This window comes from Maribacter arenosus (genome assembly GCF_014610845.1).
Classification (GTDB): domain Bacteria; phylum Bacteroidota; class Bacteroidia; order Flavobacteriales; family Flavobacteriaceae; genus Maribacter_A; species Maribacter_A arenosus.
Map to the genome: position 1 here is coordinate 188,800 of NZ_JABTCG010000002.1, position 14,057 is coordinate 202,856.

12 protein-coding genes are annotated in these 14,057 nt (G+C 39.8%); 8 read left to right on the plus strand and 4 right to left on the minus strand.

Annotation, left to right across the window (positions count from 1 at the left end; all coding sequences use genetic code 11):
- The first annotated feature begins 13 nt into the window (after positions 1-13).
- Positions 14-778 (plus strand): exodeoxyribonuclease III, encoded by a 765-nt coding sequence (locus HPE63_RS05920; RefSeq protein WP_188313338.1) that lies wholly within the window; start codon positions 14-16, stop codon positions 776-778.
- Between the two features lie 26 nt (positions 779-804).
- Here HPE63_RS05920 and HPE63_RS05925 read toward each other — a convergent pair whose 3' ends face one another.
- Positions 805-1,233 (minus strand): hypothetical protein, encoded by a 429-nt coding sequence (locus tag HPE63_RS05925; protein ID WP_188313339.1) that lies wholly within the window; start codon positions 1,231-1,233, stop codon positions 805-807.
- 251 nt (positions 1,234-1,484) lie between these two features.
- On the opposite strand from HPE63_RS05925, the gene ligD reads away from it, so the two are divergent.
- Entirely contained in the window at positions 1,485-2,375 is an 891-nt protein-coding gene (ligD, locus tag HPE63_RS05930) for a non-homologous end-joining DNA ligase (RefSeq protein WP_223198069.1), read from the plus strand.
- Between the two features lie 15 nt (positions 2,376-2,390).
- Here the strand turns inward: ligD and HPE63_RS05935 are convergent, their stop codons facing one another.
- On the minus strand, positions 2,391-2,882 hold the full coding sequence (locus HPE63_RS05935) for a hypothetical protein (RefSeq protein WP_188313341.1): 492 nt from the start codon (positions 2,880-2,882) through the stop codon (positions 2,391-2,393).
- Between the two features lie 433 nt (positions 2,883-3,315).
- Here HPE63_RS05935 and HPE63_RS05940 point away from each other — a divergent pair, with 433 nt between their 5' ends.
- Together HPE63_RS05940 and HPE63_RS05945 are read left to right on the plus strand one after the other, a co-directional pair.
- Entirely contained in the window at positions 3,316-6,582 is a 3,267-nt protein-coding gene (locus tag HPE63_RS05940) for a PAS domain S-box protein (protein ID WP_188313342.1), read from the plus strand.
- 163 nt (positions 6,583-6,745) lie between these two features.
- Complete coding sequence (locus tag HPE63_RS05945; protein ID WP_223198070.1) at positions 6,746-7,846, plus strand: response regulator; 1,101 nt, start codon at positions 6,746-6,748, stop codon at positions 7,844-7,846.
- 57 nt (positions 7,847-7,903) lie between these two features.
- Here the strand turns inward: HPE63_RS05945 and HPE63_RS05950 are convergent, their stop codons facing one another.
- Positions 7,904-10,549: a cation-translocating P-type ATPase gene (locus HPE63_RS05950; protein WP_188313343.1), complete on the minus strand. Its 2,646-nt coding sequence runs from the start codon at positions 10,547-10,549 to the stop codon at positions 7,904-7,906.
- 112 nt (positions 10,550-10,661) lie between these two features.
- Positions 10,662-11,126, minus strand: coding sequence for an Hsp20/alpha crystallin family protein (locus HPE63_RS05955; protein ID WP_188313344.1), 465 nt, complete (start codon positions 11,124-11,126; stop codon positions 10,662-10,664).
- Between the two features lie 473 nt (positions 11,127-11,599).
- Between HPE63_RS05955 and HPE63_RS05960 the strand changes: the two genes are divergently transcribed.
- From HPE63_RS05960 to HPE63_RS05975, 4 genes are all read left to right on the plus strand, one after another.
- The gene (locus tag HPE63_RS05960; RefSeq protein WP_188313345.1) at positions 11,600-11,749 is read left to right on the plus strand and encodes an ETRAMP family protein; all 150 of its coding nucleotides are present in this window, start codon (positions 11,600-11,602) and stop codon (positions 11,747-11,749) included.
- The gene (locus HPE63_RS05965; RefSeq protein WP_188313346.1) at positions 11,700-12,182 is read left to right on the plus strand and encodes a hypothetical protein; all 483 of its coding nucleotides are present in this window, start codon (positions 11,700-11,702) and stop codon (positions 12,180-12,182) included. Before HPE63_RS05960 ends, HPE63_RS05965 begins: the two co-directional genes overlap by 50 nt.
- Complete coding sequence (locus tag HPE63_RS05970) at positions 12,179-12,484, plus strand: hypothetical protein (RefSeq protein ID WP_188313347.1); 306 nt, start codon at positions 12,179-12,181, stop codon at positions 12,482-12,484. Before HPE63_RS05965 ends, HPE63_RS05970 begins: the two co-directional genes overlap by 4 nt.
- 64 nt (positions 12,485-12,548) lie before the next feature.
- A complete protein-coding gene (locus HPE63_RS05975; protein WP_188313348.1) occupies positions 12,549-14,048 on the plus strand; it encodes a sulfatase-like hydrolase/transferase in 1,500 nt (499 codons plus the stop codon).
- Positions 14,049-14,057: the final 9 nt, after the last annotated feature.

Genomic DNA, 14,057 nt, shown 5'->3' on the forward strand with positions numbered 1-14,057 from the left:
CAAAATCACGATTATGAAGATTATCTCATGGAACGTAAACGGTATACGGGCCGCAGTAAAAAAGGATTTTTTTGAATCGATTGAAAAATTAAACCCGGATATCCTCTGTTTGCAGGAAACCAAAGCACAGGCCGATGAGACTGAAAAAGCATTACAACCGTTGCAAGGCTACTATGGCAAGTACAATTCGGCAGATAAAAAAGGGTACTCAGGGACTGCCTTATTGAGCAGGTCCGAACCTAAGGAAGTAACCCTTGATATGGGAATTGAAGAACATGATTCGGAGGGTAGGATACAATGTGCGGAATACGAGGGCTTCTATCTGGTGAATGTTTATGTGCCTAACTCAGGACAACAATTGGACCGCTTGGATTACCGCAAAAAATGGGATGCCGATTTTCTTAACTACCTCAAAAATCTAGAGAAGAAAAAACCCGTCATTGCCTGTGGTGATTTTAATGTAGCACACAGGCCCATAGATTTAAAGAACGATAAATCGAATTATAACAAAACAGCCGGCTATACACAAGTGGAAATCGATGGTATGGATAATTTTATAGGTTCAGGTTTTGTGGATGCCTATAGACAGCTACACCCCGATGAGGTGGCCTATACGTATTGGAGTTATCGGTTTAAGGCCCGGGAACGCAATACGGGGTGGCGAATCGATTACTTTTTGATTAGCAAATCCCTTGCTGAAAAACTGCAATCGGTAGAAATTTACTCGGACATTTTCGGTTCGGACCATTGCCCGATCGGTCTTGAAATCGACCTCTGAATCATTACTGGTAGAATTGGTCGCTCTTAAAGTTTTTTAACGTACCCGAAGACCATTTTTTTGAATTCCCGAAAATCGTTTTCAAAAAGCACCATGCTTTCGTTCAATCGCTTATGTTCTTCCCTATAGTCCCCATCGGCAATGCCCTTTTCCCCTTTTTCCAAACGGGACAACATTTTTTCATGCTCCTTGATGTCTTCCGTTAGATAGTCGAATAGGTTTTCATGGATCTTATCCAGATAATTCAGCATTTTACCATATTCCGATTCCTTTACTTCCCGCTTTTCCAGAATATTGCCGAAGAACTTGGTCTCGTCTTTCCAAAAGGCAATGGTGTCTAACCATTCACGACTTTCTTGGTGCAATACGTCAAGGCCAGCACCTAACAATAATTCTGTTTTAGGATTTGATAACAAAGTATACTTGGTAGAAGATTTTATAGTCGCACCTTTCATGGGATGAATTTTTATGGTACAAAAATGCAAACCAGTAGTTTTCCCTGAAATGATTTGTATCAGTCCAAGACCTGAAAAAGCCAAATAAATCAGGTTGAAAAATCATCGAAATGATCCTTGTCATTTTGAAACGTCATCAATTCATTTACTTTACCCTGCATTTTTATTTTGTCCGGAACAAAACCGGATTGGATAAATGTACCACACAATAAAGCTAAATACGATTTATCCAAATACTAAAAATCATGGTCTTGGCGAACACAACATCTAGCGATAAAGTATTCTTCCCGAAGTCCGGGATCACAAAGGGCGACCTCATACATTATTATGAAACCATAGCAGACTACATGCTGCCCTATCTCGAGGACCGGCCGTTAACCATGCATCGTTTCCCTAAGGGAATTTCAGAAGAGGGGTTTTTTCAAAAGAACGCATCCGACTATTTTCCCGATTGGATAAATAAAGCGAAGGTGAAAAAGAAATCGGGTTGGGTAAACTCTGTCATCTGCAACAACAAAGAGACTTTGTCTTATTTGGCAAACCAAGGGACCATAACTTTCCATGTTACCTTAAGTAAAATAGATAAGTTGGACTACCCGGATAAATTGATCATTGATCTTGACCCATCTGTACACGATTTTACGTCGGTCCGTAAAGGAGCCCATCTACTTCGGGATTTATTAGTTGAGCAATTAGGACTTTCTGTATATATTATGCTCACGGGTTCTGAGGGTGTTCATTTGGTTGTTCCCCTAATGCGTATTGAGAATTTCGATGAGGTTCGGATATTTGCCAAAAAAGTGGTCACCTATATGGCCGAAAAATATCCAAAAGATTTTACCATTGCCATTCGAAAAGACAAACGCAAAGGACGATTATTCTTGGATTACTTACGTAATTCATATGCGCAGACCGCGGTTTGCCCCTACTCCGTTCGTGCCTTGCAAAAGGCCCCTGTAGCCATGCCAATTGCTTGGGACGAACTCGATAAGCTTAACGATTCCCAGGCTTTTAATATTCATACGGCGGGTCATAGGTTAACCAAAAATGAAGACCCTTGGAAAGACTTCACTAAAAATGCCAAAATTTTAAGTGATGCCAATAAAAGGATGGACTTATTGATCCAGCAAGGGATTTCGTAAGCTCTTTTGTGTATATCATGTTAACTCTTGGATTTCAACTGTTTCAAATGGATTTTTAATGATGGTAGAGGTTCTACCTAGGATAAGATATTGTCCTTCTGTCAACTTTTCCAAAGTATTCGAGGTCTCTTTACTGTTCAGGCCCAAACCCCTCAAAATACCATAAAGGCCTTCGGGCAAAGCACCCAATTTTTTTCCATTAACCTCTTGTACAAATAAGCCCGTATAAGGACCGGTGATAAAAACGCTGCCAATATCCGGATTATAGAACAATCCGAATTCTGTCATTGGCCCCAATATTTTTTGCCAATAATTCTCAAGTTTCAATTTCAAATCTGCTACAAACACATCATCTAAATTTTGTTGCCCTAGTTTGAACATAATGGTTAAATGGGAATCCGAGTCATTCTTTGTCAAAAAATCCACCCATTTTTCAACATATGACAATTGCGCCATGGTATAAAAGAAAACATATGGCTCTTCTTTTTTTATCGATTTAGTTTCCATAAATAGAATATTCGGTATACACTATTGCATACATAGGAGAAGGTCCTGTTTGCTAAATGGTGAAATTATCTTCTAACCATTACCCTTGCAATGACTTAGGTCAATCCGTTCAGGAAATTAACGGTTTTAGGGTATAATTGAACGAGTAACCAAAAACGCTAGACCACCATGCCGTTGATGTTCTATGTGCGACAAATAGATTTCCTTTTACAGGGCTTCATAGGGAACCTACATGATAAATGTCATTTCAATAAGGGTATTCCTGTGTTAATTTTAAATTTAATCCATTACACCCCTATGGTATAACCGCTATCATATCACGCATACAATGGAAGCCAGTATAGGATAATGAACTGGGAGCATACAGGTTGCACACCTAAGAGGTGAAAAAATACCTTCATCGACCCTAGTTTAAAGAAGATAAATAAGCACTATGAAAGCCGACCCAAACGATAACATCCTCTATAAAAACATTTTCGAGGCTTCACTCGATGGTATTCTTGTGGTCGATAAAAACGGGATAATCATTAAGGCCAATACGACATGTGAATTAATGTTCGGATATGACCAAGGGGAACTATTGGGAAAGAAAGTTGAAGACTTACTACCAAAAAAACTACGTAGAACACATAAGGAACAGAGAGCCAGGTATTACGAAAAACCAAGAACACGACCTATGGGCGAGAATTTGGATTTATGGGGGCTAAAAAAAGATGGTCTTAAATTTCCTTTGCAAATAAGTCTAAGTCCTTCAATCTTCGATAATCAATCTGTTACCATCGCTTACATAAGGAATATTTTACATTCAAAAATGGTGGAACAGGAACTAAGGGCCAAAAGAGCCAAATACAAAGCACTTTTGGATGCCCAACCCGATATTATGGTGATTCAAAACTATTCCGGGGATATAATCGATTTCTATGCTCCGGAACAAACAGAGCTGTATGTTCCCAGAACGGAAATCATAGGAAAAAATATTAAGGAGCTTGTTCCTTCAGAGATGTCCAAAATGATATTGCAGGCACACAATGAAGCCATAAAATCAAAAAAAACCCAGATTCGTGAATATTCATTAAAGCAAAATCAGCAAAAAGTTGACTATGAATCGAGAACCGTTCTGCTGAACGACCATAACCTATTGACCATAGTCCGCGATATTACCGATAAAAAAAGAACAGAACAGGAATTAAAGGAAAGTGAAGCCAGGAATAGGGCGGTTTTGGAAGCGCTTCCAGACACCATAATTGTACATGACAAAAAAGGGAACTATCTCGATATCGAGTCATCAAGCCTGTCATTACAATTATTTGATAGGGAAATGACCATTGGGAAGAATGTAAAGGAGATTTTCCCTAAAGAATTGAGTTCAAAAATTGTTGACGTATTGTCAAAAGCGCATAAAACCAAATCACTACAAGTTTTAGAAGCACCAATACCCGGTCGGGATAGAATAATAGATTGCGAGGGAAGGGTCGTACCTTTTGAAGACGATAAATTGCTTGTGGTATTGCGCGATATCACCGAGACCAAGGCAATACGGGATATACTATATGTCCGCAACAGGGCTTTGGAAGCAGCAGGAAACGGAATAATTATCGTGGATGCAAAGCTTCCGGATAATCCCATTATCTATTGCAACGATGCTTTTTCTAAAATAACAGGGTACAGCGAAAATGAAGTCTTAGGAAGAAACTGCCGTTTTTTGCAGAAGAACGATCGTGATCAAAAAGAACTTCGCACAATAAGAAAGGCCATTAAAGAAGGTCGTCCATGCCACGAGGTGATACGCAATTACAAAAAAGATGGCTCCTTGTTTTGGAACGAACTTACCATTACGCCAGTATTTGACGAACAAGGGGTTCTGACGCATTTTATAGGGGTACAGAACAATGTTACCGAACGTATTAAAGAAGCCCAGATCAAAGATCAGATGCGTCAAATCCTGGAAATGATCGCAACGCATACTGCCCTTGAAGAAATCGGCAAAACCATAGTAGAGCTGGTAGAGGGTCATTTAACTAACTGTGTTGCCTCTATCTTTATGTTAGATCCAAAGAAAAAAACGCTTCATAAATTGGCGGCCCCCAATCTACCTAAAGGGTTTTGCGATATTATAGAAGGCGTATCATTGGGACCAGATATCGGTTCTTGTGGCATTGCAGCCTATTTGAGAAAGGAAGTGATCGTTACCGATTTAACAACGAATCCACTTTGGGTCGACTATCGGGAAGCGGCATTGAAACACGGACTTAACTCGTGTTGGTCTTATCCTATTTTTTCTTCTGACAAAAAAGTGTTAGGTACTTTCGGTATATATGGTAGGGCGCCAAAAAAACCTTCAAAAGCGGATAAGGAAATCGTAGGTGCCATCATTCAGTTGATCAGTATCGCCCTAGAAGAACATAATATTCGTGAACAGTTAAACAAAAGCCATTGGCTTTTGGAAGATTATGCAAAAGAACTCGAACAAACCGTAAATGAACGTACGAACGAACTAAAGGCCACCGTTCAAAAAATGATAGAGGCCAACCTTAACCTTGAGGACCAAATCAAAGAGACGAAAGATGCGGAAAATAGAGCATTGGAAAGCCAGGCCATGTTCACGGCCATAGCTAAGAATTTTCCCAAAGGGGTTATTATAGTATTCAATACTGATTTTGATATTGTCTATATCGATGGCGGTGAAATGTTCCGTATGGGCTTGGACAAGAGTAAATTTGAAGGTAAGTGCATCGATGATATAAAAGTATTTTCAAAGCAACGTATTTCCCGAATAAAGGAAGACATAAAAAAAACGATGAAAGGAGAGAGCCTCTCATTCGAGACGCGGTTCAGGAACAAATATTTTAGTGTAAATACCTCTCCGTTGATGGGGGGGAATGATGAAATAAAATGGACACTTTTCGTCTATAATGACATAACTAAATTAAAACAAGCCGAAACTGAGATTCGAAAAGCTTTAATACGTGAGCAGGAACTCAACGAGTTGAAATCGCGATTCATTTCAATGGCCTCCCATGAGTTCAGAACTCCTTTGAGCGCCATCCATTCCTCTGCTATCCTAATAGAAAAACAAAATACCCCGGGAAAAGAAGCTAAACGCGAGAAATATGTAAATCAGATCAAACATAATGTTAGAGGGTTGGTAGTTATCCTAAACGATTTCCTTTCGTTGAGTAAATTGGAAGAAGGTCGTGTACTGCCCAATCCTGAAAACTTTGATCTTGTTGCCTTTACGAAAAGGATAGTCTCTGAAATGGAACCCAATCGAAAACGGGGGCAAAATATCAAGGTAGTCTCTAACAAAAAAACCATCACCGCGTATTTGGATCCTAAACTCATGAACCATATTTTGACCAACCTTTTGAGCAATGCCATTAAATACTCCGAACATGACCAAGAGATCCTGGTTACCCTTCAGCACTCGGGAGAATCGGTCTCGGTCAAAGTAAAAGATCAGGGTATAGGTATTCCCAAAGAAGAACAGGACAAACTTTTTCAAAGGTTCTTCCGAGCAAATAACAGCATGAACATACAAGGCACGGGACTGGGCCTTAATATCATAAAACAATATACCGAACTTATGGGTGGCACTGTTGGTTTGGAAAGTGAACAGCACAAAGGATCAACATTTTGGGTAAGATTCCCAACATTACAACATCTGAATATCCCGAAATCGGAAGAACATAACAATTTATAAGGTTATGACATCAATAAAAATAAACCATAAAAATAGAGGCAGGGAAAAACGCAACTAGGAACATATTGGATAAGGAAACTGCCTGATAAAATTGCCTTATGGAAGCCTAGGACTAAAGAGTGTTGTATACAAGGAGCGCCCCTTAAAAATCAGCACCGAAAGGATGCGAACTAACGATATTACACAAGAAGCCATGAAAAAAATACTATTGATAGAAGATAACATTGATGTTCGTGAGAATACAGCGGATATATTGAAACTTCATAATTATGATGTGGTGACCGCCGAAAACGGGCAAATTGGAATTGAAAAGGCAAAACGTTATCCTCCTGACCTGATCCTCTGCGATATTATGATGCCGGTAAAGGATGGGTATGACGTATTGGAAGAACTCAGTAATGCAAAAGAAACGATTGGAATCCCATTTATCTTTTTAACGGCCAAATCGGAAAGAACCGATTTTCGCAAAGGGATGAACCTGGGGGCCGACGATTATCTCACCAAGCCTTTTGAGGAACATGAACTGATCGAAGCAATTGAAACACGTGTCCGCAAAAACGATTTTCTGCGGAAAGAGTTCTCCAGGAACATAGAAGGTATCAACGCATTTATCCAAGAAGCCCACAACTACCTGAACCTGGAGCAAATTGAAAAGGAATATCGACCAAAATCGTACGATAAAAAAGATTTCGTTTTTAGGGAAGGGGACGGTGCCCATACCTTATACTTTATTGAAAGAGGAGCCATAAAGACCTATCGTTCAACCGAGTCGGGTAAGGAATTCGTAACGGGTATACACAAGGCGGGCGATTTTATAGGGCAGCTTTCCCTTATGAGCCCAAAAGGGGTCTATCTCGAAACCGCTATGGCTATTGATGCCACGGAGGTATATGCTATACCTAAAGCAGATTTTATTCACTTGGTCGATGACAATAGAGAGGTCTCCCATAAATTTATGGATATCATTTCGAACAATCTTATCGAGGTACAGGACCAATTGGTCAATATGGCGTATTCCACAGTACGTCAGCGGGTAGCCAAAGCCCTTTTGAGTCTATATAATAAAGGAATCATTAAGGATTCCTATTATGAAGGACTTGATATTCCCAGAGAGGACTTTGCAGGTATGATCGGTACGGCCACGGAAACTGCAATAAGAACCCTTTCGGAATTTCGGGAAGAAGGACTGATTACCATGGGGCATGCACGAAGGATCATTCTTTTGGATAAGGAGGAATTGCAGAACATTGCCGATAATTATTAATTATTACGCTTTACATCATCCAGCCCAACCAAAGTATTAATTAAGGAGCACAACTCCTCAATTCTCATGTGAACCTACTATTAACCTTTTTAACAGCTGTGCCAATGCCATTGACCCTAAAGCAAATAAAAATATTGTTGTAAAAAATTCAACCGATAAGGTTTTCAATGATAAGACCGATGCGATTGGTAGTATAAGATAGGCACTAAAAGTTATCACGAGTGATAAAAAAATGGCAGACCATACCCATGGGTTCTTCGTGACTTCATTGTTGAAAAAAGATTCATGTCTTTTGGGTATATTGAACACATTGAATAATTGTGCAAACACCAAAGTATAGAAAGCCATATTGTTGATCATAATAGCCTCTAGTTGAAGTACAAAATGTGCGTATGCCACGATTCCCATAACGGCTGTGCTGATACTAAGACCATAAACAAGGATTGCATACCAATCTAATCTGTCTATAATCGGGGATTTAGGGTTTTTAGGGGATTGCTCCATTATATCCGACTCTCCCCTACCCAAACCTAAGGCGAGTGCAGGAAAAATATCGGTCACTAGATTTAAAAATAGAATCTGCAAAGGCAATAAAGGTGCCGGAAGATTCAGTAATGCGGCAAATCCTACTGAAAGGATCTCCGCCAGATTACATGACAATAGGTATACCACAAATTGACGGATATTCTGAAAAACCACTCTTCCTTGACGAATAGCGAGTTCTATGGCGGTAAACTTATCATTCTTAAGGATTACATCAGCTACCTCCCGTGCAGCTTCAGTTCCCCTGATGCCCATTGCAATGCCAATATCAGCCTTCTTTAATGCCGGTACGTCATTTATACCATCACCGATCATCCCGACAATATGATTGTGTTTTTGATAAAAGGAGACTAGATTTAATTTTTGTTGGGGTGTCACACGAGCGAAAATAGTGGCATCGAGCAATTTTTTAGAATGATTTTCATTTTCTAACGCTTCGAAATCAAGGTCACACCCCCTAAGTGTTTTAAAAGGCGATGCATCTATGTTCAATAGTCCAATTTCCTGTGCAATTCTTTGTGAAGTACTTGGATGGTCACCTGTGACCATCACTACCTTAATCCCCGCCTTTTTGTAGATGTCAAGTGTGGCCTTTACATCTTTTCTTGCTGGATCTAAAAAGCCTATTAGGCCTAAGAATATGAGTTGGTCCAAAATAGTGTCCTTCGTGGGTGCATTTGCCGTTTCCTTACAAGCGAAAGCCAAGGTACGCATGCCTTGTGCAGCCAAGGCATCAACTTTTTTAAACCATGCATCGACATTATGTAAAGGTCTCCTTTCGTCCCCATCTAAATAATAATGACAATGGGCAACCAAGCTCTCGAACGCGCCCTTTACATATACCGCGAACGTATTGTTCTTATGTGCTGTGGCCATGAGTTTGCGATCAGCATCAAAAGGAAGTTCAAAATATTCAGGATATTCATTTTTAATGGCAAGGGCATCATATCCGAGATACTTTGCAAAATCGATTAAGGCTAATTCAATGGAATCGCCGATATGGTCATTCGCTCCAACATCCACATTGTTACAGAGGATCGAAGTCAAGATTATTTTTTTTAAGGCAGGTTTCTGTTTTGCATCAAAGCTATTTTCATGGTGATATATATCTGTCACCGATCCATTGGCAAAAACAATAGTATGGACTTTTAATTGGTCTTCGGTCAAGGTACCCGTCTTATCCGTACATATGATATCGGTGGCTCCCAAAGTCTGAACGGCTTCCAACTTTTTAATAATGACCTGTTTTTTAGATAACCTGTACATGCCTTGAGCCAATGCAATAGTGGCAACGATAGGCAGCCCTTCTGGAATGGAAGCAACCGCTAATGCCAACCCGGTTTCGACCATCAGCAACAACTCTTTTCCGCGTAGAAATCCTAAAACAACAATGATAACCGTAAGAAAAAGTGTCAGCCAGATGAGCCTTTTCCCCAATTCGTTTAATTTCTTTTCCAAAGGGGTTCGTTCCTTTTCAGCCTCGACCCCCATTTGCTGAATATTTCCCAGCTGGGTATCTTTACCTATCGCAGTAATAATGGCTTTACCTAAACCCGTTAATACGGTTGTTCCCCTAAAGACCATATTCGATTGATCGGTCAAGGGTGTATTAATGGGCAGTGTATCCGTATTTTTGACTATCGGTGTACTTTCCCCTGTAAGGGCGGACTCCTTTATGGACAAACTATCGACATGGATAAGTCGCCCGTCTGCAGGAATTACATCCCCTGTCTGCAAGTAAATAATATCCCCCACGACAATCTCAGCCGCCTTGATTACCCTTTTCCTACCCGAACGCACCACCATGGTTTTGGCCTGTCCCATTTTGCGCAATGCTTCCAAAGAACGAATCGCCTGTAACTCCATAAAAAACCCAATGCCAACTGATATCAATATCACAATCAATATGGCAAAACCTTCCAACTTGTCACTAAAAAAAAATGCTAAAACAGCTGCGATTGAAAGAATATAAACTATGGGGTCGAGCAGCTGATCCTTGAGAATGAACCATCTACTTTTAGGACCCTGTTCCGGTATTTGGTTCAGTCCATATTTTTGAAGTCGCCGTTGGGCTTCTTTTTCAGTCAGACCTAGCCTATAGTCAGTATCCAAAGCGCTTAAAATTTCATCTGATGAAAGTGAGAAGGGACTTTGGACCATAACGGTGTATTAAGTAATTATAAAAATAAAAGACAATGCCCCCTTACCTAACCAAATCGCATGGACGCTTTTTATGGTTTTTGTAAGAGGGCATTGTTAGACGCAATGGATGTTAGGCAATCTCTACCTTTTTAGGTGGTTTTTTCTTGAGCTCTTCTTTTTTTAATAGATCAAAACTCAATATACCTTCCTTGTACTTGGCTTTTATTGCTTCTTCCTTAACGCTTTCTGGCAATTGCAATGAGCGTTCAAAAGCATTATAACTGAATTCGCGACGAGTATAATTTTCCTCTTTTTCCTCTTCTGATGTCGATTTTTCAGCAGAAATGTTCAAGCAGCCGTCTTCAATAGTGATTTCAAAATCCTTTTTGGCGAAGCCAGGAGCTGCAAGCTCTATTTCGAATTTGTCCTCGGTTTCCTTGATGTTCAATGCGGGTTCGGTGGTTTTACCATTCCAAAACGTATCGGGAAGCATATTCCTGACCCAAGAACGATTATCGAAAAAATCATCCATATCGAAAAAATCCTGTCTAACAAGATTTCCGAAAGGTCTTCTTCTAAATTTTACTAGTGACATAACATTGTGTTTTTAGGTTAAACAATCCTTGAATTTTGACCCTAAAGTATAAGGAACCACTGGCGTACAAAATGATCCAGGTCAGTACTAAATTATTTTATGATTTTTTTTTGAATCATGGCGCATTTCTCCAAATCCTGTTATTGACCATTGGTTTCTAGCTTCCAAAATAATGGGTTGTATGCAAGCGTGGGACTATATCTTAACCAAATATTTGACTCGATTATGGGTTGATCAACCACCCTGCCAATTTATGCCAGGGACGATTTCAATAGGATGGTGGGTCCGAGGAAGAGAAATATGGTTTTTTTCCTGCATTCGAATGTGTTTTAATTATATTTGGTTTAGTGTTTAATCCGAATGTTTTTTTGTTGTTATTTCAACAAAAAAATGTAATATTTATCTGATAAAATACAATTTTACCCTGCTTTCATAGTTATTTAAAGATGTTTAACCTTTAATAACAATGTATTATGAAAGCAACTAAAGTAGTTTTTGGCTTTGCCGTATTGCTAGCAACCACGGCATTGACCTCATGCACTAATGAATCGACCGCGAATGAAGACCAGCTCTATGAGCAACAAGCCATTGATAAGGACGAAATCACAGAGGACGATACTTAAAAACCTAACGGTCTCGATACTTATCATTTGCGTATCGTCGTTACCTTATATACATGATCTGATTACCATTAAGGGAGAGGGGCTTGCCCCTTGGGTACCTGACTTTGGACTTGAAAAAGCCCTGACTGCCAGTGATGGCAAGGTCATGGGCTTTTCGTCTTATAGGGTGTTTCTATATACCCTGCTTATTCACTTGTTTGCCCATATCGGTTGGGTGGGTTGGATGATGGACGCCAAAGGGAAATCATATAGATTTGCGCTTCTGGTTCCTGTTGTTCTAAGCGGGTATACCGTTGCTCTTTTGCTTTTCAATGCAAGAGCCACCAAGTACAATGAACCCGATACAAAATTTTATCTTACACTCATTTTGAGCCTTATTGTGATTTTCAATTTCTTTTTTAACTATAAATTAAAACGTAACAGTCAAGAATGAATCCAAACGGTACACCCTTCGGTTTCCTCAACGCTTTTGGGGAAAAGTTTAAAAAAATGAACCAAAAGGTCAATTCGATTATCGACAATTTCAATAATGAAAAACTCTATGCAGTCGATTATAACAATCTGGTAGAGGAATACCATCAACTTGGGCTTGGCAATATCGATGAATTCTGCTCAAACTATGCTTTTGCACGTCATTTGGGGCAATCTTTCGATTCTCCGGAAAGTAGGGAAGCCATGTATCTAGAAATAAGGGATTTCCTTTGGGACCTAAAAAATAATGGGCATATTGAATAAAGCAACCCATATATAATTGTTCACATTTTGTGATTTTGGTCACGCCTATATTCCGGAAATCACTATGAAAAAACTGATTGCCTTTGTTTTTATCGCATCGGTGTTGAATTGTAAGACTACTGAAAAATCGACGTGTTCGAAACCCAATATAGTTTTCATTTTTGCAGATGACATGACTTATACCGCTATAAGCGCATTGGGAAATATGGAGATAAAGACCCCGAATATCGACCGTTTGGTTGATGCGGGAACCACATTTACCCATGCCTATAATATGGGTGCATGGAATGGTGCAGTATGTACGGCTTCGAGGGCCATGCTTATTTCAGGACGCAGTGTTTGGGATGCCGACCAGTTCAGGCAAAAATGGATGGTAGGTCAAGAATTGGACAAAACCTGGGGAAAACTGATGGAAAGGGCAGGATATGAAACCTATATGACCGGTAAATGGCACATAGACGCGCCGGCTGATTCCGTTTTTAAGTATGTCACCCATGTTCGTCCTGGTATGCCAAGAGATTCCAGGAGCCATGATGGATCAATTCCACTGATAAATGAAATGCTAAAAAATGGCAAATCAGAATCGGATATCAAAGGGGTAGGGTATAATCGCCCACTAACTGAAAATGACACCACTTGGTCGCCTACAGATAAGAAATATGGTGGTTATTGGGAAGGAGGCAAGCATTGGAGCGAAGTCCTTAAAGATGATGCGATTGGTTTCATCAATAAGGCAAAAGACAAAGAAACCCCATTCTTTATGTATTTGGCGTTCAATGCCCCCCATGACCCGCGACAAGCACCTCAAGAATACTTGGATAAATATCCGTTGGAAAATATCAGTTTGCCCAAAAGTTGGATGCCCATGTATCCTTTTAAAGATAGCATAGGTAATGGACCTGGTTTAAGGGATGAGGCATTGGCACCATTCCCTAGAACCGAATATGCCACAAAGAAACATATTCAGGAATACTATGCGTTGATCACCCATCTTGACGATCAAATTGGGGCAATTCTTAATGCCTTGGAAGCTAGCGGTAAAATAGATAACACCTATATTATCTTCACGGCTGACCATGGGTTGGCCGTGGGTCGCCATGGGTTGTTGGGCAAGCAATCTTTGTTTGACCATAGTATACGCCCACCTTTTATGATTCTCGGTCCAAAAATTCCCAAAGGTGAAAAAATTGATATGGACATTTATTTACAGGATGCAATGGCAACAAGTCTGGAACTTGCAGGGATTGAAAAACCGGATTATGTTTATTTCAACAGTTTTTTGGATATTCTCAATGGAACTAGAAATACTAGCCATTACGATGCCATATATGGGGGATATGTAAGTACCCAACGTATGATTAGAAAGGAAGGCTATAAATTATTGGTCTACCCTAAATTGAATAAAATCTTACTCTTCGATATGGCCAACGACCCAGAAGAAATGTATGACCTAGCGGATAAACCGGAACATAAAGTTCGAAAGGAAGCCATGTTCACCGAATTAATGCAATTGCAAAAAGAACTGAATGACCCATTGGATATAAGTCAGATCAAGCGGTATTAAACGCCACTA